Source organism: Allorhodopirellula heiligendammensis, from assembly GCF_007860105.1.
In the GTDB taxonomy this organism is placed as follows: Bacteria; Planctomycetota; Planctomycetia; order Pirellulales; family Pirellulaceae; genus Rhodopirellula; species Rhodopirellula heiligendammensis.
On the sequence record NZ_SJPU01000002.1, the window covers coordinates 1 to 22736 of the forward strand.

A 22736-nucleotide genomic window follows, 5' to 3' on the forward strand; every position below is an offset into this window, starting at 1 on the left:
CGAATGGCACGTAGTTATTTCCTAAGTCCTGCCAGGATCTGGCGTTTCGCTTCGTGGCGGTGAACGTGCAAGTAGTCATGATGTTTTCGATGAGGTTGTTTTATCTTCCTCGGCTCAAAGCGGTCCGGTCTGTCTCCAACACGATGGACAGCAATCGATTCGATTACTTGCTCATAAATCTGTTGCCGAACTTCGTAAGAACAACGCCCCATGTTCGCAAGCATTGGTTGAAACGCCTTCAGCGTTTGCAGCGTGGCCTTGAAGCTAACGGTTCGCGGCTCGATTCCATGCTTATCAGCTGCTCTCGCCATGATCGTCCGAATCAGGTTGTAAGCCAGCACGTGAATCCACATTTCCTTGCGAACGAGGTCGGGTGTTTTGCAACGCAATTGATCCATCTGCAACGTCTGCTTTATAGTTCGGATATCCAACTCAACATTCCAGCGTTGTCGGTAGAGAGATGCGAGTTCTTCCTTGGGATATTCAATCGGATCAAAGAGCGTCGTTGCGATGACCAGAACTTTGTCACGGAAGCCAGGTCGGGCAATCCGTATTCGGCAGACTCGTACTCGCAAGCTGTCCGGTAAATTCTTGCGATAGTCGGCGTCTGCCTTTGTACGGCCATATCGCTTCGGCCAACTCACAATCTGATCATCTTTGCCGAGGCGTTGGCCACGACGAAAATCGAGCTTACGAGTCACAGCGTGTCTCACAACAAAATCGACACCTCGGCATTGCAGCGCAGTGAGCTCAACCCAGGAACACATGAGCCGATCTGCGACCATAATGTCGCCGGGGCGAAACACATCCATCAAGCGTCGCAGCAATCCGAGTTCGCTTTGGCCCTTCCCTGAATAGCCGCCGACTGCCATGTCAACGACAGCTCCACACGAAAGCGAGAAGATGGCGCACACTCTTGCCATCGGACGACCAAGTCCTGGACGTTGATACGATGGCTGGGGGTATTCGGCTTGATTTGCGGCGGTGTCGGGCATTGTGACTGTCGTTCCGTCATAGAGATAGACACGCCGACCGTGCCACAGCCATTCAGCTTTGGCGCAGCAATCCAAAGCACGTCCCGCTCGACGGGCGACGTCCGAGAAGAACTTCTCTGGAAGGCGTTTTCGTGCCTGGCAGTAGGCTGAGGTCTCCGAAGAACAGGGGCTTTCCTGCCGAGAGATTCGATGAGCAATCAGTCTCGCGACAGCTGCTGCACATGACTGATCGGTGCTGAGGATCTGCCCCAGAAACACCCATAGCGTCACCACGGGCGAATAAACCCTCTCCTTCCAACAGATCTCATTCTGCGAGATCGCACTGGAGATAGACTCCTGGGAGAGAATTTCCGTGAATGGCAGTCCGCCATCCTGCATAAATTGCCGTCGCAAAAAACTGATCTGGTCTCGACACCGACTATGGTTCAAACTGCCCATCGCAAAGGCCTCCTTGCCGAAGATGAAGTTGTGGTAAACCCATCTAAGCAAGTGAGGCCTTTCTTGTATATGTCGTTTCAGGGAAAAGAGTTAGCGAAAACTACGTGCCATTCGCGTCGGCCACCGGTGTATAAAAACAGACCATCCAAATCTACGTCCCACGATTCGATTGGGCTCCTAAGCGTATGGCAGCAGAATGTGCATAGTGACCGCCGTGTTGAAAGAATTAAAAGTCATCACTCAATTTTCATGAATGAGTTGGCCTTGATCACAGCCGCAACATCGCTGCGGTGCCGAGAAAGCACCTCCGAAAATGCCTGTTGTACGAACGGGGCTACCCAATACTGTGAATCGTCTTCGGGTGTTGCGCCGCATTCCATCGCGTCAACATAGTCGCTTGACATCATGTAGTGACCGTTTAGCAGGAACACGAAAGAAATGTGGTAAATAAATATGTCGCGAATGTCATGCGACAACTGGTCGAGAAGCTTTTCTCGGTTTTTTAAATACAGGTTTCTATCGTTGAGTAGGACTGCCTTATAAAAATTGTAGTGTGTGTGATCGTTGCACCTTGCTCTGAGCTCCTTGTAGCGTTTGTCACTAAACAGAATTTCCGAAACTGCTTTCGCTTTCTGTGACTTGCGTATGTACTGTGACATTACGCGGTATTCTGGCAAAGACTCTTTTCCCTCAACCCACTGGTTAATTTTCTCAACCAGAAAATTTTCAATTCCGAAGTGATCTTGCAAGTACAAGTTGACATAAACGCTCATTACGGTGGAGTCGAAGTACTTTCGGACGAGAGCGTAGGCGTCGTTGATTCTTCCATTCATTAGTAAACTGCCGATCGACTCCAGAGTCCCTTCGGCCGACGTGTACATATAGGAATCAATGTTCCCCAGCGTTCGCGTACCCCCGCTCACAAAAGTGAAGACCGAGATACCAAGTGAGCTATAGAAATCAGAGTAGCTCTTAATCTCCTCAAAAACGTTGTGTGAATGGTACGCGTGACCCAAGTTATCCACTGACGATATCTCCCGTTCCTAACTTCTTGGCAAACTGTTCGCAATACGTAATTGCCTATATTGCAACCACTCTCATGATGGAATACGACACCCCGGCAAACACACCTAATGCGAAGGAATATCGCAATACTCTCATGCTTTTTTCCATTCTCTTGGCCCAACGGTTCTTCTTCTCGAAAAACGGACTTCGCTTTTCCGTAGTTGTAGCCTGGAGTCCACGGGCCCAAAAGTAGTTGCGCTGCGCATCCGACTGCCACGCAATCAGTCCAGCAAGGACAGCAATAAAAAGAAATACCGCCCCAATGCCCAGCACAACTTTTTGAGAATAGAGAAGCATCGGATCAACCTTTACTGTTAGCGCAAAGAAGTATGCTCCTAGACAAGCTGTTGAAAGAGAAACCAGGAGTTTCCGCTGTTCCAGAGAAGCTTCTCTCGCCCTGTTGTGAAGTTGATCCTGAAACGCATCTTCAGTATCTAATTTCCGTATCTCAGGCATCCGATTATCCTTATGAAAACTGAGTAAACAGAGAGCTGACGCGTTCCACAAGCCAGTCTCTTCATGGTATACGATGGGATCATCTTGTTTTTCGAGGTCATGGAGCCACAACATTACATGATGCTCTCCGGTTCTGCCATCTTAGCTCGTGTTGACTTGGACGACTACTTCTGGGATCGCGGCGGCTTTATCGTCGATGTTGACAATTTAAAACGAATTCCGCTCGGTCTCGCTAATGGAGCTTCTGCATTCGCCTAACGATTCAATGTCAGGCATTCGTTGTTGCAACGTTGAAGCCCTTAGGCAAGCCATCCAACCTTCGCGAAGTGTGTATTAAACCCGTCTCGAAGCTTTACAATCGCTTGAGCCTGGGCGTATGTTCATCGAAACTTCCGAATTACTCTGAAAATCTTTTCGTTATATGTGCCCCCTTTGTCAGGTTATTCATCAAAGGTTTTGACGTGGGGCTATTTTGGATTCGGTGAGTCATGTTCGCCGTCTAGTTGGCAGGGTAGTGGCCCGAAGCATTTCCGCAATATCTCTTCGATTCAGCAGAGTATAGTTGCCGCCCTTAAGAGCGACTTCATAGTTCATTGCGCCGCAATTACGATCAATTCGGCCGTATCCAGGCATCCGAGGCACGCTGTTGTTCTTTCCTGGAGTCTCGTGTTTTGCCAGGTTAACCCGGATCGTATCGGCGATCGCGATCGTGGGTTCAAGCGCCCGTAGTTGTGCGTGGAGTTCAATCACGAAAGTGGCATCATCTCGCATCCTCTTTGCATGACTGGCTCGATAGTGTTCTGCCGCTCCTGCACCTTCGGTAGAGTATTTCGCGATGTATGCATTCAAGCCGCCGTTCTCCTTGAGTGTTCGCAGCTTCAAAATTCGTCCCCGCCAAGTCCGCAGAAGCTCATAGACCGCAAACACCCACATCTGAGACATCGCGGACACGATCATGCACGATTGCAAAGGCGTACGCTCGTTTTCGATGTACTCGGCAAGGAGTTTGTATTCTAGGTCCGTGATTATTGTGTCAATCAGCCCGACGTTTATCCCCTGCATGTTGAGGTAAACGTCGTCGAACAAATGCAAATTAGAAAACAGTTCCGTTATCGCACGGAAGTCAATCTTATCAATGTATAGGTAGCCGGTTTCAGCAACTTCAGGTTCCATGTTTTTCTCCATGTTAGGGGCTACTCCAATGGGCTGAAATCCGTCAAGAAGTTGTCACACTTTTCCTGCAGAAAGCCAATTTTAAAGTTTCTTACAGAGCAAGGGGCATGCGGAAAGGAGCATTCTGGCGTGGTTGCAAAATGGGGGAAGGGCGTGGGAAAGGTATTCTGGCGAGGGCCCTACGGCAAGTACGCGTACGGCCTTCAAATGCACCGGCGGCCCACACCGGATGACGCTCTGATTGGATCAACCGCTGATAGATGCCCGCACCCGACTATCCTCCCGCAGAGCGGCCGAATGAGTCAGGCTTCTTTGATTCAGCGTGCGGGCAAGGTATGGCAGAATTCGTCAGCACGAAGTGAGGGTGGCAAAAATGGGGTGCCCCCTTCTGCCCTTCGTGGCTGACACCCGATGTTGCTCTGAATTGGCGCCGGTGACGAAGAAAGAACACCAATGTGATGGGGGTAGTTTCTAGGGTCAAAGTATGGGACGGAGGTAGTATTGCGATTTCACGGACGTTGCAGCCTAACAGATCGAAATACCTCGCGACTCATGACGACGATCAGCACACTTAGTAGACAACCCCGACTTCCCGCCAGGATAACTCTAGCCGAGCTAAAACGAGGCCTTTCCTCTTATCCTCTCCCGGCCCCCTTTCTTCACCATTCCGCCAACACGTGATCGGTAGCAGGCTGCTTCGCACCTAGCATGTCGACATCGGAATTTGGTACAGCTGAATATCAATTCACCTCATTCTCGGCTGTTTTTAGTGATCTTAACATGGGAAAGAAACGTCGCAAACACGAATTGCCAAAGCAATCGAGTTCACGCAAACGTCGTTTTTTGGAAAAACGCAAGACGAACCAGCCAGAGAGTCTAATATGGATTCCGCCCGCCAACCGTGTAGTAGTCCCTGCATCCCAACACGAACGTCGAATGCGTGAAATCGGACGATCGTTAATGTTGCCACCGGATCATCCAGATTATGAGTCGCAACAAGACTACCTATTAAGGGCAATGGAGCTCGACGTAGGAGCAAAAACAAAGATCGAAGAGATATGGAAAAAAACCCTTCTCCTTCATCAAACTGAGTGCCTCAATGGAAGTGGGCTCGTCATGTCGCGGACACTTCGCACTTTCCTTCATGAGTGCTTCAACCGACTGGTCACGTCTGGTCCCCATTCGATGAGTTTACAGTTTAACATGTTTGAATCTTTTTTTGCCTTCCGGGACTCACTTGTGAAATTTGCACTCCGCACTGAAATAGATCACTTGTTGTCAATAAATGATTTTTTTAATTGGTATGAAAGCGACGATCTTTTAGATAAAGATCCTGAGATACTGAATGCAGTCATGGAGGAGGGTGTTATTTATTCTTTTAACATGACTAATGATTCGGGGTTCGTGGTACCCACCGCCGACTGCGAGTTTGTAATTGCAGGCTGTTCATTAATTCGACACAAGAATGAACTATCTTGCGTGATTGTAGCCGGAGAAAGCCCCCCCCGAGTTCCAGACGAATTGATAGCTTTAACCAAAGAAGAGCTGCTGGATCGATGCGAATCCAGTCCTTTCAAACAGGAAGCGTTCGATGCCGCACCTGAAATCCCTGTCTCAGACAGATACCTTGAAGAATTTCCAGTCGCCGCACGAGTACACCTGCTACTTAGATTTGATCTTAATGACGCAAAAAACCGTTGTTGGTATCTTGCACAGGACAATGGGAATTCGTACGCCGTCTATACCAATGAAACGACCGGTTTCGACGACCTTCCTCCATCAGAAATGGAAAATATACTTAAAGTAGCGAACGACGAAATAGTCCGATACAAAGATCTGCTTGGTATGGCAACTTCATTGATCTTTCTGCCAGTAGCATTTATAGCTGAACAGGATTTCGTGAGTAACGTCAGGTTCAATACAGACATTTCTTCCCAACGTGAAGAAGACTGGGTGTTTAACGCGTTGAACAATCAATTTCCCGTAGCTTATGAGGTCGAGGTAAAGGCAATGGCGACGAGTTGCGAAGGACCGCAATCTCGAACAATTAAACCTCCTGAAATTGGTTTTGAAAATGACGGATATTGGAAGAAGCTGAGTTCTGGCGAGATTGGAGCAGACGCAGAAGGACATCCAATCGCTGGGAAGACTTGGGTTTCAATTAATGTTTCTTGGGTCAACAAAACTCTATCAAGCTTTCTTTTGCGGCGCACTGAACTAGTGGAGATTGGTCCGAAATCAGGTTACGTCTATGTGATGCGGTGTTTGGGACATGCTGACAATCTTTTCAAAATCGGACTAACCAGAGTAAACACCGCTGAACGGTCCAGGGGACTGAGTCGCACCACTAGTAGTCCTCTTCCTTTTGACGTACTAGCACATTGGTTTGTCACAGATTGTTATCTCGTTGAGAAAGCGGTTCATGAAAGACTTGCTGCTTTTCGTGTGAATCCGAAACGAGAGTTTTTCAAGCTGAACATTTCCGAAATCATAACTACTGTCGAAGATATCATTCGATCTAGTTGAGCAGCGACTATTTAAGAAGCGGCCAAATGGGTCAAAGAGCGGCCAAATGGGTCAGGCCTCTTTGATCCCCGTCCCCGATTTCCCGCCCGGATAACTATTCGAGCTGCTCACGCCGCCAGCCTCGGCGGCACCGCCAGGTCTCAAAGCGATCATCGCCCGCCCACCTTCGCCGTCAACTGATCAGCAGTCCGGATCGAGTCATGCAGCAGCTGGCACAGCTCCTCGGCTTCCTCAATCGACAGGCTCACCTGGTAGCGTTTCTGCATGTTGGCTTGATGGATCGCAAACGCCAGGCATGCGGCCAGCTCCCGAGCCCGCTGGAGTTCATCACTCGCCGGAGCGTCGACCTTCCGGTCGGACCGGCCGACGGGCGTGAGTTCATAATTCGCAGGTTCTTCAGTCACGAGGCACCGCCTTTCACCTGCTCGGGCTCGGCAACGCACAGCCCCAACTCCCCGGGATGTTTCTTCGCATCCGCCAAGCCTCGCGCATAGCCATCCTCTTCGGCCCGCCGAGTCGCATCCGCCAAACGCGACCTCAGCGCGGCCACCTCCTTATGTAGCTCCGTATCCTCATTCACGTAGGAGGCCGCTAGACGTTCCAAATCGCGAAACGCCACCGCATCGATCTTGCAGGCCGGAGTCTGGATCTCCGATCCCCCGAAATGCACCAACGCTGCGTCTCGGTCGCCAAACACCTGATCGCAGTGAAAGCATCGCCAGCCCTCGATCTTCGCCGCGAGCTCCGGTTTCCACTCCAACGTGTCCGCGTTCGGATCGCACACGTTGTCGATCAAAACGCCGCAACCAAACACGACGCGAGACCACGCAATATCGACTCCATGGTGCCCAAACCGGCGGCCCCACAATTCCCGCAGGCGTTCGGCAAAACCTTCATCTGTGAGCTCGATCGACTCCTCTTCATACTCATCATTTTGCGGAGTGTGGGTTCCGTAATCCATGAACTCCTCAATGAACTGCATGAACGCGATCATTCGATCGAGATCATCCTTGCTCGCCCTGGCCATTTTCATACCACACCGCCCTTCACCTGATCCGCCGGCGTCATGCCGATCTTCAACGTGCTTTCACGTCGGAACTCCTCTGCGGACAACACGCGATGCTTGCACGTTTTCACAACGACGCCTTCATCCGATTCGGTGAGGACACGCCGCTCGCCAGCCGACTTCCCCGGCGTGTCTAGATAAGCCGCCGTCACCAACTGACACGCCGCGATCGCGGACTGGACTCGTTGGCACTGCGTGAGCGTACCCACGCAGACCTCCCCGTACCCGATCTCGACCATATAAAGCTTCTCGCCTTTTTTCGCCATCACTTCTCCTCGTCGCTTTTGAAAATTGGTTTCACAGATCACGTGATTTGTGCTTTGTCCGCATTTGCTCACGTTTCGATTCAATCGCCTTCTGCAGCACGGCGATTTCCGCCTGCAAGCGTTTCTCCTTTTCGCTATCGAAGATCGGTTTCACTTTCCGCCAACGCGCACTTGCGACCGACACAAACGCATCGGGGCCATAGGGTCGCGTTTCGTTGACGTTGTCGGTGATCGTGCCTTCGATCAGGTACTGATCTAGGAAGGCGAGAAACTCCGACATCTCGCCCAACTGCTCAGCCGTCAACTTGCATTGCATGCCGCCCTCCTCGATTGAAAATATTGCTACTGCCGTTGATGCGGATCGCATCCGGTGGAAAACCGGCTTGCTGCAGCTTGACGCGCAGCTCTGCCGAAATCTCTTCGTCGCTCATGCCCGTCCCTCGACTGGCTCTGATGACGCGAGTACGAATAGTTTCGAGCCGCGTCGAGTCGCTCGTCAGCGATCGACTCGGCTTACCCGCTTTGCGGATTTCCTGTTCCTCGGGTGGCCGGCTCTCACCGGTCAGCCACCGGTACAGGTACGCGACGGTCACGCTTGGCTGACGGGCCCGAAGCCGCTCCCAGCGAGCCATGAGCTCGTCGACGTCCTGCGGTGACAATCCACGGCGATCCGCCGCAGCCACTGCTTTCCGGGCACCACCCATGCCCAGCGCAGCTAAAGCACTCACCACCACTTTCCAAGACCCGGGACTTTCGCCTGGGATGTTTCCACCCCCTCGGTCGGCCTCAGTGAGTGGTGGTGAGTTCTTTGAATGGTTAGTGAATAGTTTGGGGGACGCCTTGTCCGATTGATCGGTCCACACGTCTGATTGATCGGTCGGCACGTCTGATTGATCCGCGCCCACGTCTGATTGATCGGGCCGATTGTCCGATCGCGATTCGCGACGACGTCCAGAGATCGATTCACCGAACGCCCGCCGGCGATCCGGATCGAGTAGCAGCAGCTCGGACCACACGATCCGGTAATGATTGATCACCCGCTTGAACCCCGGCCGGTTCTTCAACTGCACGATCAGCAGGCTCATGTTCTGCAACGCCTCGGCCGCCCGGCCGACGGTTTTCGTCGAGACCTTCATTTTCTGCGCAAGCAAATCCTGACTGGGGAACGCCTCCCCGTTGTCGCCGAGGTGTCCGTTCAGGTGAAACAACAGCGAGGCCAGCTTGTCCGCGCGGACGACCGTCCCATCGTTGGCGATCCCATCGGGCATCGCGGCATTGGCGATCCAGCCTTCACGCTGGTACCGGTCCCAATCCATCTGCAACTGTGACGGCCCATCCCCCTTCGCCTTCTTGCTTCCATGCGTGCTCAAAACAACATCCCTTCCGGCTTCGGAGCCAATTTGTGCATCGCCGAGACGAGCATCGCCAGCTCCGCCTCTGTCTTCAGGATCCACGGCCGTTCCATCCCCTCGCCGATCGCACCGACTTTCCACTCGCTCGCGGCCGTGATCTGCTCATGCGGCAAAAACGGCCCCACGGCTGTCACTTTCACGCCTGGCACGTTGGCCTGAATATGGTTCGCCAACCAAAAGGCATCTTGCATCTTCATGGCGTCACCTCGCTGTCATCATGCACCCACGCGTGCAGTCCGCCCTTGCGATAGCAATACGGTCCTCGCAGATCGAATCCCAATCGATCCACTTTCACGCTCGATTCGTCAATGAATCGATCCCGGCTGCGGTTCGAATCGAAACGCCCAAAATGCTCCGCAGGAACGGATCGCGTTGTCTCGCATGCATGGTGAAACAGCGCCTCGCAGGCTCCGGTCAAATCCTGGACGACCGGCGTCCCGTCATGGATCACGAAAATCACCATGCGGCGAGGACAATCACACTTGAACCCAATGGCAGACAGGTAGGGAAATTCCTGCTCGACGCAGAGCCCCGCCATTCGCGATTCCAGGTCGGCGAGGTCCGCCGCATCGAACAACCGATCACGATGCAACGGCGCAAAACTCCCGCACTCGATCGAGTTCAACCGATCCAAGGCCAGCTCATAATCAGGCAGTCCACGACGCACGGTCCCACGCAGTTCCATCCGCACCAGCCACTGCCGCAGATACTGAATATCCGCATGCTCGATGCATCCGACGTCCAAACCCTTCACGCAAGCCTCAAACCGCTCCAAGCACCCGAGCAGCTCCGGCACATGCCTAAGCCGCCACAGCACCCGCCGCAAGTAATCCGACAGATCAGCCGCGTTCTCCTCAGCCTCAGCCTCCCGCCAGCAGCCTGGAATGCGTCTTAGTCCTTCCACGCTCACGCCACCACCTCCTCAAACCAATACCCCGGCAATGGCGCATCATGCCGCAGCGTCACCAACCGCCGCATTTTCTCCGCGTCCCCGTTCTTTAAAAACCGCAGCACCGCGTAGCGTTTGCTCGCCGGGATCGCCGCCTCGAAACTTCGCGAAACAAACCGCTCGAGAGTCGAGCACTTTCGCAAAATCTCTCGCGCGTACTTGTCGCCCACGCCCGGGCACCCAGGCACGTTGTCGCTCGTGTCACCGACGAGCATCTGGTACTCAATCCACTGATCCGGACGCAGCCCATAGAACTCGTCGAGGTCCGCCGCCGTGAAGTACTCGAAATCGGCCGCATGCTTCCCATGCTGCGCATCGAGCAGCATGTTCACGCCGCCGCCGATTAAACACTGACGGAGATCCTTATCCCGACTCGCGAGAACCACACGCTGCCCCTGATCGATCGCGATCCCCGCCAACGTCGCCATACAATCGTCCGCCTCGAACCCCGGGGCCGACACGCAATCGATCTCCTCATCGGCCGCATGCTTCCGAATCCGCTCAATGAGCTCATCGAGCCCTACCGGCGACTCATCGCGATTCGCCTTGTACGTTGAATCCAAATCCTTCCGGAACGAACCCTCCGCGTCGAAGCACAGCACGATCCGCGACGGCCGCAGCTCCTCACGGCACAACGCCAACCGCCGGGTGAAATTTCGAACGCACGCTTCCCCCGGTCCCGCCGCGTGCAAATCGCGATAGGCCCAACTGCTAACGTCAACGATCAACCATTTCGGTTTAGTGGTCATGGACAAAGTCGCTCCATGCTTGAGTGACAGCGTCGTGAGCCTCATCGAGCATCAACGCATCCTTCTCCTCGGTCACAAACAAACTCGCCCCGGCAATCATCGCTGCGAGCTTCCGATAGTTCTCAATGCTCGGTTCCAACTTCGCCAGCGCTGGCTCAATCGGATCGCCACTGGCCAACTGGATCACCACCCACTCCGGAGCCCGCCCCACGGGCTCAGCCACTGCATTTAGTTCATTCTCGCCTGACATAGCTTCATCCTTCGCTGTTTCAAAACGTGTTCGAAAATCGGTTGTCCCTAATTCGACTGAACTAGGGACAACCGAACCGTCGTCATGACACCCGTCTCGGCAAGCTAGGCAACCTGTAAACAAGCTCGCCTCCACGGGCTCGCTCTCACCCTAGGGCGAGCGACATCGGTGTCGCTCCGGGATCGAGCCGCGGATCCCTCCGCATCGGCTCCGTCCGACTTGACGGCAACATCGATACACCACCTCGCCTTCATGCGATTCGGTGCACCGATTGGTAACGCCGCTGACCTGCTCGGCTGGCCGGCCAAACAGGTACAACAGCCCAATGATCGATAATGGCCAAACTAATAAACACGCGAGCATCAACACGTTCATGCGACACCCCGCTCAGGATCAAAGACCCTCAAAGAACCTTCTCCCCTCTCCCCACGCGTCGTGGGGAGAGGGGCCGGGGGTGAGGGGCCTTCATCCGGCACCCACAACGGTACCTGGTACGCCCGGGCGTCCTGCTTTGCGACATAAACCTCCGTCGTCCTCACCGATCGGTGTCCCAGCAGGGTCTGCGCCACGCGAATATCGCCCGTGTCCGCCATCGCCTGCTGGCACGCCGTGTCCCGCAAGCAGTGACTCGTTAACTCAATCCCAAACAGCCCCCGAAACAACCCGCACGCGTCCCGATTGAACGCCTTCAAACTCAGCGCCGCCCCCGTCCTGGCCGGCAACAACAGCGGCGATAGAAAACTCTCACTGCACTCCGACCGCCACCGCATCGTCTCGGCGATCAATCCCCTTGCAACGCCAACCCGATGATCGACCCCGCCCTTCGATCGCTCAATCAACGCCGACAAACCGCTCTCACTCACCGCCGCCACCCGCAGCCGGGCCAGCTCGCTGAACCGCAGCGCACAAGCCGTTGCCCATAACACCGCCAACCCATGCCGCCGCGTGATCCGACGGCAACGGCCGCACTCGGCCGCCACGTCGCGGATGCTCCCATCCTCACGCGTCACCTTCCCGGTAGCGGCGAGCGACCAGGCCGCCGCGTAGAACGCCGCACGCAAATGCGAGGGAATCGGCTGGGTTGCACGTCGGCCCATCGCTAACGATCGCTCCCTTCTGGAACGCCCAAAGGAGCAGGGCCGATAGTCGCCAAGCCGCTCAGCAGGTTTGTTCCGGCCGATGAGCGTTCACGAGGTGTCCTCTCCGCCTCCCACTTGCCCATGGGCCACAACCCACGCCGACGCAGATCCAACTCCGCAGCGATCCGAGTCCGCACGTCACAATGCGCGATCGCATCCTTCCACGTCGGCCAGCGATCGTGCTCGAGCCAGAACCCGAGCTTGTAAGTCGACGACTCCACATCGTGCGGTTGGTCAATCGGATGCGAAAGATCACACACCGCACACGCCGGTTTCGCGGCTGGCAGACCGGTCACAGCGTCACCTCGCCACAATCGCAATCGCAATCGCAATCGCCCGGCACGACAATGATCCTCACCCCCGGCGTCAACTCCGGCAGCACGGGAATATCCACCGGCTCCAAATCCCGCGGATCCTCCGACTCGGGCCACGGCGTCGACTCGATCATCCGCAGGCGATCGTGATAGTGCCGTTCCAATCGACCCGTCTCGTCGCCATAGAAAGAAAGCGACCCGGACGTCGACACGTGGGGGCTCAGTGCCGGACGAGAAACAGCCTCGCCTCCCACGCTACCGTTCGACGACGCCCGGGCCGCTGGGTCACTGCAGCCACCTCCCAGGAAAACCGCAGCAACTAACACCATTGCCGCGGGAGGCAAGATGTTGTGTTTTTTCTTAGCCGGCCGCTCGAACCGGTTCTCTCGCTTGATCAACTCGATCCGCATGCCATCCGGGCACGCAATGAACAAGTGTGGCGACCCTTGATTGATCTCGACGAGGACATCGTCCCCGATCCGGATTCCATCCCCCTTACGCACCTTCAGGCATTTGCCCATCGCGCTGACTCACGGTTGCGATGAAGCGAATCACCGGCCCCGCGGCCAATACCCGGACCGCGAGACCAAGGATTCAAATCATCAGGTTTCCGAAGGCGACAGCGCACGGCAACCGCCCTCATGGCAACGTCGAACCAGGAAACAATTCCCCAGCCCTAAACGTGCCGAACCCGCGAGAAAGTCAACAGCGAGGAAGACAAAACCCACCCCGCGAACAAGGCACGAAGGGCGAGTGTCACTTTTTCGTGACACAGTGTCAAGAGAGCTTGTCACAAAAAAGTGACACGCTGGACAGAAATTATCAGAGGTCGGAATTGTCGTCAACGACGATCGTTTTCTTGCCGATCGCTCTCAGCGTACGAATATAGTTCTCCAATTGAGGAGATCCCTTGGTGCTTCCGTTTCGGAACTCGCTCATGATTCGGCGGTTCACGCCAGCCCGATTCGCAATCTCAGTCACCGACTCTCCGGTGCTGTCAATGTATGCGTCGAGAAAGCCTTTCAGCTCCTCGAGTTCCGCTTTTGATACAACAGTTGCCACGCTCATGTCCTCACTTTAGTCGGCAGTGGTTTCAACGTCACCTCTAAATCGGTGGGCAATTCAATCTGGAACGTCCAACGCATCAGCGTCTTGGCTCCCTGCTCATGATCTGGAACGTATGAAGTAATGACCCAAACACCATCGATCTTCCGAGCCACGGGAGACTCCGCCCTTGCGGAGTTCATGAGATCAATCAGGTTTTCGTTCCGCTGTCCAAAGTCGTAGCCGTTGCCAAAACCATAGGTGGCCAAATAGAAAACTTCTTCGTCGGAAAGGTCGGTTGAATCCGCGATCACTTCTAGCGTTGCGGCTTCGTTCTTGTGGGGTCGCTCGGGCAACTTCCAGCGGACAGCGGCAGTAACCTTGTCGCGACCAACCAACTCGGTTTCGATCGACGACTCATTCCAGTCGTATCCAAACCCCTTGTTTTCGGCGGCATACCGACATCGGTAAGCGAACAATTCGGTCGGATCCTCGGGTGCATCCAGCGTCCAAGGCTTAGACTCTTCCGGGGCTTCCGATTCAAGAACGGGCGGCTGCAATGCCTCTTGTGCGATTGGCTCAGCACCACAGCCGCAAAACAAGAAGGCGAGAGCGACTACAGGGACCGCGAGCAATTGCATCGCATTCGAACGTAACCCCGTGAATTGCCCGTCCATTTCTGAACCCGCCTTTTTTTCACTTGCAAAGCTGGCAACACGGATTAACGTGTTGCCAGCCCAGAAAAAATAATGCGGCCGAGAGGACTCGAACCTCCACGGGATTAACTCCCACTAGGCCCTCAACCTAGCGCGTCTGCCAGTTCCGCCACGGCCGCGTTGGTTCGTGTGGTGTTTTTCTAATGCAGAAGGCAGAGTTTGCGAAAGTTAGGCCGATTCGTCAACGCCCCTTGCCCGGCACTGGACGACGAATCTTTGAATCAGTTCCGCCGATTTCTTGCCACGGCTCGATTCCACGCCGCTGGCCACATCAACTCGTCTCGCAGTACTGGTCCGGCGGGCCTGGGCCACATTTTCACAGTTCAGCCCGCCTGCCAAGATCCAGTTGGGTCCGTCGTCCTGCTGCGATGTCTCTCCGCTCCAGGTAGCCAGTGACGCCCAGTCGAGTTGTCGACCGCCGCCGCCGTAAGCCGCTCCGGCGTCAGCGTCCAAAAGCCATGTGACTGGGAGCTCCGCCCACGGCCCGATAAACCCCTGGATCTGCGCGGGCGACATCGATGTGGTTGGCAAGCGAATTGCCCGGATTACCGAGATTCCCTTTTTCAATAGGGACTCGGCAAGTGACGGCGTTTCGTCGCCATGGAGCTGAACGGCATCAAGTCCCAGCGATTGAGCGATATCGATGATGGAGCTGGCGGGCTCATTGACGAACAACCCCACGCGGACGAGCCCCTCGGCGGCGGCCCGATCATTGACTACCCGCGCGGTCGCTCCCCGAGGATCGAGGTAACGCACACTGGGGGGGTAGAAATTCAGCCCGATGCAGTCAGCCCCCGCGGCGGCGCAGGCGGCAACATCGCCGGCGGACTGAATTCCGCAAATTTTGATCTCAAAATCAATCATGTTTTCGATAACGTGGCCGCCAAATCTTTTAATCGGACTAGGTTTGCTAATCAGCGGATTCGCCGCTCGCCGATACAATATACCCGTTGCGGAATTTATCGATAGTTTCGTATCGAGAAGCGACCGATCGAACGTCTTGTGGCCCCTCCGTGTTGTCATGGTTTTCAGTTGAAGATGCTCACACGCTCCTATCTGATCGACATCACATTGGTCGGCTTAGCCAGTTTCACACTTCTATGTGTGCTCGGCCAGACGCTGGAACAGGGTTCGAGCGGACCGGCCAATCGACAGGCGTATGCGGTCACCATCACACAACCGAACGGCAAGCGCACGACGTACCGGGTGAACGAAACCAGACAAACGGCTGATCAGCTGCGAGAAGATCTGGTGCAGCAAATGAGTGTTCGACGGACGCCGGATGTCGCCTGGATGCAGTGGTACCGTGAAACCGCCGAGCTCTACGCGGCCGACTGCACGTCGCAAGGGCAGTCCGTAGTGGCTCGAGATTCTGCGTCCGAAACTGTCTTTCGCACCGTCTCGACAGGGCTTCAAAAATCGACAGGGCATCAAGAAACCGACCTCCAATCCAGCAACGGCAATCCCGAGGCGGCAACGCCGTTGACCCGCTGGCGAGATTTCTGGATGGATCGTCAAGCGAAAGCGACCTCTTGGCTAACCGAGTATGAGCAGCAGAACCTGGCCCGGCGTGCGGCGATCAACGCATCGATCCAAATCACCCCCACACGATCCTGGCTACCCTCGCCAACAATGAGTGCGAAGGCGGCGATGATCGCCACTCTGGTGATGCTGCTGGGACTGGTCTGGCGAGCGATTTTTCCGCCACGGTCCTTTTTTCTGTCACGGTCCAGTAGCGGAATGCTGAGCGCGAGTACGAACGAGAACGCTGCGACCGGCAATACTGCGGCGATGTGTTTTCGAGAATCTTGGGTTCGGATGCGGCAGCCTGCCAGTGTGGTCCTGCGTGGGCTAGCGGGCTGGGGGATCGTGCTGTCGAGTTTGGTGGCATGCATTTCGGTCGTGATCCATTCTTTGGTATCCTAAGGGCGAGCGACGTTAGCTGAGGTCTCACGGCCTATCAGGTTCGTCGCTTTCGGGGCCCGATGGGTGAATACAAATCCGAACCGCCCGTGAGTCGTTCACGACGACCTCGTTGGCGCAGCGAGTTCATCAACCAGCAGGGCCCTGACGGTTTTCGGCGCATACGGCCAGCCTCAACGCCACTTCTCGTTTCCAGTTTTCCCTCTCGGCTCCGGGCCATGACCTTCCGCATTGATTTGCCCGCTTACCGAGGTCCGATCGATCTGCTGCTGTATCTGGTCAGGCGGCAAGAATTGTCGTTGTCAGAGATGTCACTGGCGAAAGTCGTGGCTCAGTACGTCGAGTACATGGACCTCCTGCAGGAACTGGACCTGGGCGAGGTCGGTGACTTTCTCGAACTCGCTGCCACGCTGGTGGAGATGAAGAGCCTCGCGGTACTGCCAAAGATCGAGGACGATGAGACCGAGGAAGTGATCGAGGACTCGCACGAAGAACTCGTCCAAAAGTTGCTGGAGTACAAAGAAATACGTGACGCAGCCTCGGTGCTCGACGAGATGTCGACACGCTGGCAGACGCGGTTTGAACGTCTCGCCGATGACTTGCCATCACGGCGAAACGATCCTGCCGACCAACCGATCGTTGAACTCGAGATCTGGGATTTAGTATCCGCCTTCGGCCGCATCATGCGTGAATCGGCGGGACCACCGGCGACAGAGGTGATCTACGACGACACGCCCATCCACGTCTACATGCAGCGAATTCATCATGCGTTGGCCGACCGTGAGCGGGTCGAGTTGATCGACATGATCGAGCCCGGGCAGCACAAATCTGCGTACATCGGGTGGTTCTTGGCGATGCTCGAATTAACCCGTCACCATGGTGCGGCGGTCGCCGAAAACGAAAACGGCGACATCGAAGTCGTACGCACCGAGCACTATCGGGCGGAGCTCAACGTCAATGAAGTCGATAATTACGCTGCCGAAGCGATTGACAAGAGCAACATGCCAATCCGGATGCGATAGCGCTCCCTGGCGGCGTGAGCAGAAAAATGTGTTTTCGACTGCGATCCCACCGAAATACCGGGCGATAACTACCGCAGCTTATCGCGGTCGATGACGGGATTGGCTGCACCTTGGCTGATCAAGAACAGCACACCCTGTTGCGGTTGATTTGCTTTCATCGCATTTTGATTGATCGGAACGCCATAGCAGGCGTAATTGCCAGTGGTGGTGTCGAGCACGTAGATCACCGACCTGCCGATGGGGCGATTGCTCGCCGAGAGAAAATCCGACGTTCCGGTGACCATCATATAACTGCCCCCTTTCGCTTCCATCCCTAACGCGTCAGCGACATTGACGGTGTAGCTGGCCATGAAGCGTCCCACGCGGGGATAGAGCACCGAGCACTGCAGCAACCCTGAATTGTGGTCGAGAACAAACAGCGCTTCGTTGGTGTCCGCCAGTGGGCCCGTGCACATCGAGAATCGTTCACTCGATACCGCCGCAGTCGCGTTGGCAATCGGCAGCCCCTGCCACGCCCCATCCAGCGGTGACGAAGTGCGCGCCGCTTGACGTGCCACACCCGCGAAATAGACCGCTACCAAAATCGCCATGACTGTCGTCGCGAGCAAGGCCGCTGTGATGCACCGCTGGCGGTGCGGTGATCGCCACGCTGCACAACACACGTGAGTTCGAGAATTAGCGATGGAGGTCGTTTCGAGAGGATTATCTTGCATCGCAGAGTCGCTTAAGGGGGGGAGACAAGTGACAGGAGTGCCGCCAGAACGGCAAAAATGACGCGGGTGATCGCCATCTGACTCTATCATTGTACCGATTGCCCGAGAACTTTACGATTGCAGAATCCACTGTTTCCTATCACCCCTCCCTCCCCCAGAGAACTGACATGGCGCTGAATCCTCCCTTGAATCGCAAGCTCCGCATGGGCCTTGTCGGTGGTGGCCCAGGGTCGTTCATAGGCCCGGTTCATGGCATCGCAGCCGAGTTTGATCATCGGTGTACGTTGACGGCGGGAGTATTCTCGAGCGATCCTGAACGGAGCAAGAAGGCCGCACCTAGCTATGGTGTGGACGAGTCCCGCACCTACGGCAACTACGAAGCGATGCTCGATGCCGAAGCCCGTTTGCCCGACGACGAACGCGTCGACTTCATCAGTATCGCGACGCCCAATCACACTCACTACGAAATTGCCAAAGCGGCCGTCGAAGCGGGGTTCAACGTCGTCTGCGACAAACCGATCACGCTCGATTTGGCGCAAGCGGAATCGTTGCTCAAAACCATTGAAAACTCAGACGTTGTGTTCGCCTTAACGCACAACTACACCGGCTACCCCATGATTCGCCAAGCCCGAGAGATGATTCAGGCAGGGGAACTCGGCAAGATCAATGCGATTCGCTGTCAGTACATTCAAGGTTGGCTCGCCGGTACGAGCGAGGATGATGGGGGTCAGCTGTCGGCCTGGAGAACGGATCCAGCCAAGAGCGGGGCGGCAGGAACGTTTGGCGATATCGCCACCCACGCGTTCCAGCTGGGACGGTACGTGACCGGCGAACTGCCCGAATCAGTCAGTTGTCACCTCAAGACGTTTGTACCGGGACGCCGCCTGGATGATTACGGCACTGCGGTGATTCGCTATCAAGATGGGGCCATCGGGGTGCTTACTGCTTCCCAGGTCACCCACGGCCGCGAGAATGATCTCGAGCTGGAAGTCGATGGCACGTTGGCATCACTGAAATGGCGGCAGGAATCGCCCAACGAACTGGTCGTCCGGCGAGCAGGCCAACCGCATCAAATCTACACTCGCAGCCCGGGCACAGGGACGATGACACCGCTCGCGGAGGCGTCAAGCCGATTACCTGCCGGCCATCCCGAGGGTTTTTACGATGCCTTCGCAAACCTCTACAATGCCGTTTTTGATGACATCACGCTGCGTGCCAGCGGCGCGGCGTTCGAGCGGCGAGATACCGTCTACCCCAACGTTTACGACGGCGTCGAGGGGATGCTGTTTATCCAGCAGTGTGTCGCCAGCAGCGAACAAGATGCCGCCTGGATGCCGCTGAACTATGCTGAAGCGCGTCAGTAGCGATGCGGACTAAGTGGCCCTCACAATGAACGAAGTCCCCCAGCCGGTCGTCCAGCACGCGGGAACGCTCTGACGTAACTGGGAAACATTGCCCCGCCCGAGCGAATGGGCCCCGACCGAGCGAATGGGCCCCGACCGAGCGAATGGGCCCCGAGCGAGCGAATAGGCTCTGGACGAGTGAATCCGTCCCGAGCGAGCACACAGGTTACGGGCGGAACAACTGTCCCGTCCTACGATGAATCTCCTAAAATTCCCGCCCGCAGTACTTTCAAATTGCGGGGATTCTGTCCCAAGTCACCTTTGCCGACGCGTGACTGACTGCAGGCGTCGACGCGGGTTCGCGGCAACTCGCCGGTTGCGGGCTGCTGCGGCGTCAACTCCACCCAGATATCGTCTACGAAACGAAAAACGGGCGTCGTGCGGGTGAGATGCAGACGATCTCCAGGTTCGGTCGTCTCGCCTGGAGCCAAATCCCATCCTGGTTGCCCGGCTACCCAGCTCTTGATTTTCTTGATTACGGCTGGGATATCGCCAGCCACCTCGAAGGGTCGCAACAAGGGATCGGGATCGGTTATCGACAACCGGGCGTTGTTGGTGGTCCAATCACGGCTCCAATCGTCGATCATCCAGAACAAGCGTCCGGTGATCGCGACACCGATCGTGATCGCTGCATAGCCCAACATTTTTTTCATTCGCCTCACGGTCACTCCGGTGGACACCATGGATTTGTTTGCACAGCAAGAAGCCGATCATTTGTTTGCCGCTCAGCCGTTGGCGGCAAGAATGCGTCCCCAAACGCTCGATGAGTTTGCGGGTCAGCACCACATCCTTGGTCCCGGCAAATTATTGCAGCGACTGATCGCCAGCGGCCGACTCGGTTCGATCATCCTCCATGGTCCGCCCGGTTGTGGCAAGACGACGCTGGCGAAACTGATCGCTGCGGAAACGGATGCCAAGCTGATTTCGCTCAATGCGATCAACAGTGGCGTCAAAGAGGTTCGCGAGGTGCTGCGGACGGCCGCCGATGAGGTCGCCGCCGGTGGCAAGCGTCCGATCTTATTCATTGACGAGATCCATCGCTTCAATAAATCACAGCAGGATGCCCTGCTAGCCGATGTGGAGGCTGGCGTGATCGCGTTGATCGGAGCAACGACCAGCAATCCGCACTTCGCAATTAACGGGGCATTGATTAGCCGTAGTCAAATCTTTGCGCTCGAACCATTAGCAGCGCAGCAGCTCGCCGAGCTTCTGCGGCGGGCCATCAACGACGTCGATCGCGGCTTGGGTGGGCGGGGGGTGGAAGTGACCGATGACGCAATCGAGTTCCTGGCGACAGCGACTGACGGCGATGCTCGGCGGGCGTTAGCAGCGTTGGAGGTCGCGGTCGAAAGCGTCGTCACTGAGGGAGGACGCGTCAATCGCGAAGTGGCGATGGAATCCTTAACCAACCGCGTGGGCGGTTACGACGGCACCGGCGATGACCACTACGACTTGGCCAGCGCGCTGATCAAGAGCATCCGTGGCAGCGACGTTGACGCTGCGATCTACTGGCTCGCCCGCATGCTCGAAGGCGGCGAGGACATCCGGTTCTTGTGCCGTCGGCTTGTGATTTTGGCCAGTGAGGACGTTGGAAATGCCGATCCCCAGGCATTAGTGATCGCTGTTTCGGCCATGCAGGCGTGCGAGATGATCGGGTTACCTGAGGCGCAACTCACGCTCAGCCAGACAGTCGCGTATCTCTCGCTAGCTCCCAAAAGCAACGCTGCTACCATGGCGATCGGGGCGGCGCGACGCGACGTGCGAGATCAGCAGGTGATCCCCGTTCCCAACATGCTTCGCTGCACGCACTATGCCGGTGCGCAGAAACTTGGTCATGGTGAGGGTTATCAATATGCTCATGACCAAGCCGATGGGATTGCCGACCTGGACTACCTCGGTGTCGACCGGGAATACTACCATCCCGTCGATCGCGGGCACGAAGCGACCCTCCGCGAGCGGCTGGTAACGCTTCGCCGTCGCCTGCGACCGGCATCCCAGGACGCAACATAACCAGTTAACCAGACGAGGCACCGCAGATGCTCATAGCGATAGTCGCATCGACGCCCGAGGGCGTGATTGGACAGGATCAGACGATGCCGTGGCGACTCTCGTCCGATTTGCGGCGATTCAAGCAACTCACGATGGGCGGCACCCTGCTAATGGGCCGCAAGACGTATGATTCGATCGGCAGGCCGCTGCCAGGCCGGCAGACCTGGGTACTGACCCGCAACCCCGCCTGGCAGGTCGATGGCGTGCGGACCATTCATAACGATACCGACGTGATCGCGGCGGCGGCGACCCAGGACATCTTTGTCGTCGGGGGCGGTGAGATCTACCGTCAATGGTTGCCACTTTGCGACGAGATCTGGTGGACGCGTGTCGACGCGACCCTCCATGGAGACACACGGGTTGATCTGCCGTTGGAAGAGTTCCAAATCGTCGAGCAGCAAAGTTTTCCGGTCACGGCGAAAGATGAGTACCCGACCGACTGGCTGCGACTGCAGCGGAGCGGGTCTGGCGGGGGCTAACCGGGGCCCCAGAGACGCACTGAACGCGAATCTGGGAGGTGGCGCAAAAACATTTCCGAGCGGATCGCCGCGTGATTTACGGCATTTCGGAGAGTGCCGCCGAATACTTCCAAAAGAATTCTCGAAAACCTCATCAAAGGCACTTGCGAGGTTCGATGGTAGGTCATATCTTTCCGCCTCCTCGCTGAGCAACACCGCCGAACACGGCAGCGAAGCACTGGCGAGGAGAGGAGAATTTTGGGTTTGCAGTCTTCACTGACTGCCTCCCAAAAAGACTTTTTGAAAAAAACGGCGAACGCCGGTTGACCTTCAAAACAAAGTCTGCAACACTCTGAGACCTGGCAACGAGCGGCCTTCAAGGCCTCAAAGTTGCTTTTGATATTTGACAATTTGGTGATAGAACTTCTGTTGAGTTCAGAACTTTGCGAGGTCGTTTTATCGACTCCATTCGCTCTGGCAAGCAATTGCCACAGAGGATGTTGAGAAGAAAAAAATGGCGAATCGCTGGAGGTTTCTACCGAGGCCTCCGGAGACAGGAACACTTTCGGTTTAACTTTTGATTTCTCCCGGTCAGCTTGCTGACTGGTGA

30 protein-coding genes and 1 tRNA gene are annotated in these 22736 nt (G+C 55.8%); 8 read left to right on the forward strand and 23 right to left on the reverse strand.

Features of this window, described 5'->3' with window-relative positions; translation table 11 throughout:
* Positions 1-14: 14 nt before the first annotated feature.
* The 3 genes from Poly21_RS10370 to Poly21_RS10380 form a co-directional block, all read right to left on the reverse strand.
* The gene (locus tag Poly21_RS10370; protein WP_146407011.1) at positions 15-1484 is read right to left on the reverse strand and encodes an IS4 family transposase; all 1470 of its coding nucleotides are present in this window, start codon (positions 1482-1484) and stop codon (positions 15-17) included.
* Between the two features lie 185 nt (positions 1485-1669).
* Complete coding sequence (locus Poly21_RS10375; protein WP_146407012.1) at positions 1670-2458, reverse strand: hypothetical protein; 789 nt, start codon at positions 2456-2458, stop codon at positions 1670-1672.
* A gap of 55 nt (positions 2459-2513) precedes the next feature.
* Entirely contained in the window at positions 2514-2954 is a 441-nt protein-coding gene (locus Poly21_RS10380; protein ID WP_302118546.1) for a hypothetical protein, read from the reverse strand.
* A 99-nt stretch (positions 2955-3053) separates the two neighbouring features.
* Between Poly21_RS10380 and Poly21_RS27380 the strand changes: the two genes are divergently transcribed.
* A complete protein-coding gene (locus Poly21_RS27380; RefSeq protein WP_302118549.1) occupies positions 3054-3212 on the forward strand; it encodes a hypothetical protein in 159 nt (52 codons plus the stop codon).
* Positions 3213-3440: 228 nt separating this feature from the next.
* On the opposite strand, the gene Poly21_RS10385 is transcribed toward Poly21_RS27380, so the two are convergent.
* On the reverse strand, positions 3441-4127 hold the full coding sequence (locus tag Poly21_RS10385; RefSeq protein WP_146407014.1) for a hypothetical protein: 687 nt from the start codon (positions 4125-4127) through the stop codon (positions 3441-3443).
* A gap of 708 nt (positions 4128-4835) precedes the next feature.
* Between Poly21_RS10385 and Poly21_RS10390 the strand changes: the two genes are divergently transcribed.
* Positions 4836-6653, forward strand: a complete 1818-nt coding sequence (locus tag Poly21_RS10390; RefSeq protein WP_146407015.1) for a GIY-YIG nuclease family protein — start codon at positions 4836-4838, stop codon at positions 6651-6653.
* 149 nt (positions 6654-6802) lie between these two features.
* Here the strand turns inward: Poly21_RS10390 and Poly21_RS10395 are convergent, their stop codons facing one another.
* From Poly21_RS10395 to Poly21_RS10435, 9 genes are read right to left on the reverse strand one after another with little or no spacing between them, the layout of a single operon-like run.
* Complete coding sequence (locus tag Poly21_RS10395) at positions 6803-7057, reverse strand: hypothetical protein (RefSeq protein ID WP_146407016.1); 255 nt, start codon at positions 7055-7057, stop codon at positions 6803-6805.
* The gene (locus Poly21_RS10400; protein WP_146407017.1) at positions 7054-7686 is read right to left on the reverse strand and encodes a hypothetical protein; all 633 of its coding nucleotides are present in this window, start codon (positions 7684-7686) and stop codon (positions 7054-7056) included. The genes Poly21_RS10395 and Poly21_RS10400 overlap by 4 nt, the downstream gene beginning before the upstream one ends.
* On the reverse strand, positions 7683-7985 hold the full coding sequence (locus tag Poly21_RS10405) for a hypothetical protein (protein WP_146407018.1): 303 nt from the start codon (positions 7983-7985) through the stop codon (positions 7683-7685). Before Poly21_RS10405 ends, Poly21_RS10400 begins: the two co-directional genes overlap by 4 nt.
* A 31-nt stretch (positions 7986-8016) precedes the next feature.
* Positions 8017-8301, reverse strand: coding sequence for a hypothetical protein (locus Poly21_RS10410; RefSeq protein WP_146407019.1), 285 nt, complete (start codon positions 8299-8301; stop codon positions 8017-8019).
* A complete protein-coding gene (locus Poly21_RS10415) occupies positions 8279-9355 on the reverse strand; it encodes a helix-turn-helix domain-containing protein (RefSeq protein ID WP_146407020.1) in 1077 nt (358 codons plus the stop codon). The genes Poly21_RS10410 and Poly21_RS10415 overlap by 23 nt, the downstream gene beginning before the upstream one ends.
* Positions 9352-9594, reverse strand: a complete 243-nt coding sequence (locus Poly21_RS10420; protein WP_146407021.1) for a hypothetical protein — start codon at positions 9592-9594, stop codon at positions 9352-9354. Before Poly21_RS10420 ends, Poly21_RS10415 begins: the two co-directional genes overlap by 4 nt.
* Positions 9591-10307 carry a hypothetical protein gene (locus Poly21_RS10425; protein ID WP_146407022.1) on the reverse strand — a complete coding sequence of 239 codons (717 nt, stop codon included), beginning with the start codon at positions 10305-10307 and terminating at the stop codon, positions 9591-9593. The genes Poly21_RS10420 and Poly21_RS10425 overlap by 4 nt, the downstream gene beginning before the upstream one ends.
* Complete coding sequence (locus tag Poly21_RS10430; protein WP_302118556.1) at positions 10304-11095, reverse strand: 5'-3' exonuclease; 792 nt, start codon at positions 11093-11095, stop codon at positions 10304-10306. Before Poly21_RS10430 ends, Poly21_RS10425 begins: the two co-directional genes overlap by 4 nt.
* Positions 11085-11345 (reverse strand): hypothetical protein, encoded by a 261-nt coding sequence (locus Poly21_RS10435; RefSeq protein ID WP_146407024.1) that lies wholly within the window; start codon positions 11343-11345, stop codon positions 11085-11087. Before Poly21_RS10435 ends, Poly21_RS10430 begins: the two co-directional genes overlap by 11 nt.
* Positions 11346-11513: 168 nt before the next feature.
* On the opposite strand from Poly21_RS10435, the gene Poly21_RS27385 reads away from it, so the two are divergent.
* Positions 11514-11681, forward strand: coding sequence for a hypothetical protein (locus Poly21_RS27385; RefSeq protein ID WP_302118558.1), 168 nt, complete (start codon positions 11514-11516; stop codon positions 11679-11681).
* Between the two features lie 35 nt (positions 11682-11716).
* Here the strand turns inward: Poly21_RS27385 and Poly21_RS10440 are convergent, their stop codons facing one another.
* From Poly21_RS10440 to Poly21_RS10470, 7 genes are all read right to left on the reverse strand, one after another.
* On the reverse strand, positions 11717-12442 hold the full coding sequence (locus Poly21_RS10440) for a tyrosine-type recombinase/integrase (protein ID WP_146407025.1): 726 nt from the start codon (positions 12440-12442) through the stop codon (positions 11717-11719).
* Positions 12443-12444: 2 nt separating this feature from the next.
* Positions 12445-12780: a hypothetical protein gene (locus Poly21_RS10445; protein WP_146407026.1), complete on the reverse strand. Its 336-nt coding sequence runs from the start codon at positions 12778-12780 to the stop codon at positions 12445-12447.
* Positions 12777-13319 carry a hypothetical protein gene (locus Poly21_RS10450; RefSeq protein WP_146407027.1) on the reverse strand — a complete coding sequence of 181 codons (543 nt, stop codon included), beginning with the start codon at positions 13317-13319 and terminating at the stop codon, positions 12777-12779. Before Poly21_RS10450 ends, Poly21_RS10445 begins: the two co-directional genes overlap by 4 nt.
* A gap of 301 nt (positions 13320-13620) precedes the next feature.
* Positions 13621-13860, reverse strand: coding sequence for a hypothetical protein (locus tag Poly21_RS10455; protein ID WP_302118561.1), 240 nt, complete (start codon positions 13858-13860; stop codon positions 13621-13623).
* Between the two features lie 2 nt (positions 13861-13862).
* The gene (locus Poly21_RS10460) at positions 13863-14483 is read right to left on the reverse strand and encodes a hypothetical protein (protein ID WP_146407029.1); all 621 of its coding nucleotides are present in this window, start codon (positions 14481-14483) and stop codon (positions 13863-13865) included.
* 109 nt (positions 14484-14592) lie between these two features.
* A tRNA-Leu gene (locus Poly21_RS10465) sits at positions 14593-14677 on the reverse strand.
* 49 nt (positions 14678-14726) lie between these two features.
* Entirely contained in the window at positions 14727-15422 is a 696-nt protein-coding gene (locus tag Poly21_RS10470; protein ID WP_302118564.1) for a phosphoribosylanthranilate isomerase, read from the reverse strand.
* 174 nt (positions 15423-15596) lie between these two features.
* Here Poly21_RS10470 and Poly21_RS10475 point away from each other — a divergent pair, with 174 nt between their 5' ends.
* Entirely contained in the window at positions 15597-16484 is an 888-nt protein-coding gene (locus Poly21_RS10475; protein ID WP_146407030.1) for a hypothetical protein, read from the forward strand.
* 215 nt (positions 16485-16699) lie between these two features.
* The gene (locus Poly21_RS10480) at positions 16700-17503 is read left to right on the forward strand and encodes a segregation and condensation protein A (RefSeq protein WP_146407031.1); all 804 of its coding nucleotides are present in this window, start codon (positions 16700-16702) and stop codon (positions 17501-17503) included.
* A gap of 68 nt (positions 17504-17571) precedes the next feature.
* Here the strand turns inward: Poly21_RS10480 and Poly21_RS10485 are convergent, their stop codons facing one another.
* Entirely contained in the window at positions 17572-18216 is a 645-nt protein-coding gene (locus Poly21_RS10485) for a hypothetical protein (protein WP_302118566.1), read from the reverse strand.
* 167 nt (positions 18217-18383) lie between these two features.
* Here Poly21_RS10485 and Poly21_RS10490 point away from each other — a divergent pair, with 167 nt between their 5' ends.
* Positions 18384-19580 (forward strand): Gfo/Idh/MocA family protein, encoded by a 1197-nt coding sequence (locus Poly21_RS10490; protein WP_302118569.1) that lies wholly within the window; start codon positions 18384-18386, stop codon positions 19578-19580.
* A 230-nt stretch (positions 19581-19810) separates the two neighbouring features.
* Here the strand turns inward: Poly21_RS10490 and Poly21_RS10495 are convergent, their stop codons facing one another.
* The gene (locus Poly21_RS10495) at positions 19811-20272 is read right to left on the reverse strand and encodes a DUF1499 domain-containing protein (RefSeq protein WP_302118571.1); all 462 of its coding nucleotides are present in this window, start codon (positions 20270-20272) and stop codon (positions 19811-19813) included.
* 28 nt (positions 20273-20300) lie between these two features.
* Between Poly21_RS10495 and Poly21_RS10500 the strand changes: the two genes are divergently transcribed.
* Together Poly21_RS10500 and Poly21_RS10505 are read left to right on the forward strand one after the other, a co-directional pair.
* Positions 20301-21629 carry a replication-associated recombination protein A gene (locus Poly21_RS10500; protein ID WP_146407033.1) on the forward strand — a complete coding sequence of 443 codons (1329 nt, stop codon included), beginning with the start codon at positions 20301-20303 and terminating at the stop codon, positions 21627-21629.
* Positions 21630-21655: 26 nt separating this feature from the next.
* A complete protein-coding gene (locus tag Poly21_RS10505) occupies positions 21656-22147 on the forward strand; it encodes a dihydrofolate reductase (RefSeq protein ID WP_146407034.1) in 492 nt (163 codons plus the stop codon).
* Here the strand turns inward: Poly21_RS10505 and Poly21_RS27390 are convergent.
* Positions 22144-22736 (reverse strand): hypothetical protein (locus Poly21_RS27390; RefSeq protein WP_302118574.1); only part of this gene is annotated, 593 nt, incomplete at its 5' end. The two genes, Poly21_RS10505 and Poly21_RS27390, sit on opposite strands and share 4 nt — an antisense overlap.

What these genes read in the sequence shown, in the direction of transcription:
- Poly21_RS10380 (WP_302118546.1), bottom strand. Translation starts at nt 2,954, where the DNA reads ATGCCTGAGATACGGAAATTAGATACTGAAGATGCGTTTCAGGATCAA.
- Poly21_RS27380 (WP_302118549.1), top strand. Translation starts at nt 3,054, where the DNA reads ATGGAGCCACAACATTACATGATGCTCTCCGGTTCTGCCATCTTAGCT.
- Poly21_RS10385 (WP_146407014.1), bottom strand. Translation starts at nt 4,127, where the DNA reads ATGGAACCTGAAGTTGCTGAAACCGGCTACCTATACATTGATAAGATT.
- Poly21_RS10390 (WP_146407015.1), top strand. Translation starts at nt 4,836, where the DNA reads ATGTCGACATCGGAATTTGGTACAGCTGAATATCAATTCACCTCATTC.
- Poly21_RS10400 (WP_146407017.1), bottom strand. Translation starts at nt 7,686, where the DNA reads ATGAAAATGGCCAGGGCGAGCAAGGATGATCTCGATCGAATGATCGCG.
- Poly21_RS10405 (WP_146407018.1), bottom strand. Translation starts at nt 7,985, where the DNA reads ATGGCGAAAAAAGGCGAGAAGCTTTATATGGTCGAGATCGGGTACGGG.
- Poly21_RS10410 (WP_146407019.1), bottom strand. Translation starts at nt 8,301, where the DNA reads ATGCAATGCAAGTTGACGGCTGAGCAGTTGGGCGAGATGTCGGAGTTT.
- Poly21_RS10420 (WP_146407021.1), bottom strand. Translation starts at nt 9,594, where the DNA reads ATGAAGATGCAAGATGCCTTTTGGTTGGCGAACCATATTCAGGCCAAC.
- Poly21_RS10430 (WP_302118556.1), bottom strand. Translation starts at nt 11,095, where the DNA reads ATGACCACTAAACCGAAATGGTTGATCGTTGACGTTAGCAGTTGGGCC.
- Poly21_RS10435 (WP_146407024.1), bottom strand. Translation starts at nt 11,345, where the DNA reads ATGTCAGGCGAGAATGAACTAAATGCAGTGGCTGAGCCCGTGGGGCGG.
- Poly21_RS10440 (WP_146407025.1), bottom strand. Translation starts at nt 12,442, where the DNA reads ATGGGCCGACGTGCAACCCAGCCGATTCCCTCGCATTTGCGTGCGGCG.
- Poly21_RS10450 (WP_146407027.1), bottom strand. Translation starts at nt 13,319, where the DNA reads ATGGGCAAATGCCTGAAGGTGCGTAAGGGGGATGGAATCCGGATCGGG.
- Poly21_RS10460 (WP_146407029.1), bottom strand. Translation starts at nt 14,483, where the DNA reads ATGCAATTGCTCGCGGTCCCTGTAGTCGCTCTCGCCTTCTTGTTTTGC.
- Poly21_RS10470 (WP_302118564.1), bottom strand. Translation starts at nt 15,422, where the DNA reads ATGATTGATTTTGAGATCAAAATTTGCGGAATTCAGTCCGCCGGCGAT.
- Poly21_RS10475 (WP_146407030.1), top strand. Translation starts at nt 15,597, where the DNA reads ATGCTCACACGCTCCTATCTGATCGACATCACATTGGTCGGCTTAGCC.
- Poly21_RS10480 (WP_146407031.1), top strand. Translation starts at nt 16,700, where the DNA reads ATGACCTTCCGCATTGATTTGCCCGCTTACCGAGGTCCGATCGATCTG.
- Poly21_RS10485 (WP_302118566.1), bottom strand. Translation starts at nt 18,216, where the DNA reads ATGCAAGATAATCCTCTCGAAACGACCTCCATCGCTAATTCTCGAACT.
- Poly21_RS10490 (WP_302118569.1), top strand. Translation starts at nt 18,384, where the DNA reads ATGGCGCTGAATCCTCCCTTGAATCGCAAGCTCCGCATGGGCCTTGTC.
- Poly21_RS10495 (WP_302118571.1), bottom strand. Translation starts at nt 20,272, where the DNA reads ATGAAAAAAATGTTGGGCTATGCAGCGATCACGATCGGTGTCGCGATC.
- Poly21_RS10500 (WP_146407033.1), top strand. Translation starts at nt 20,301, where the DNA reads ATGGATTTGTTTGCACAGCAAGAAGCCGATCATTTGTTTGCCGCTCAG.
- Poly21_RS10505 (WP_146407034.1), top strand. Translation starts at nt 21,656, where the DNA reads ATGCTCATAGCGATAGTCGCATCGACGCCCGAGGGCGTGATTGGACAG.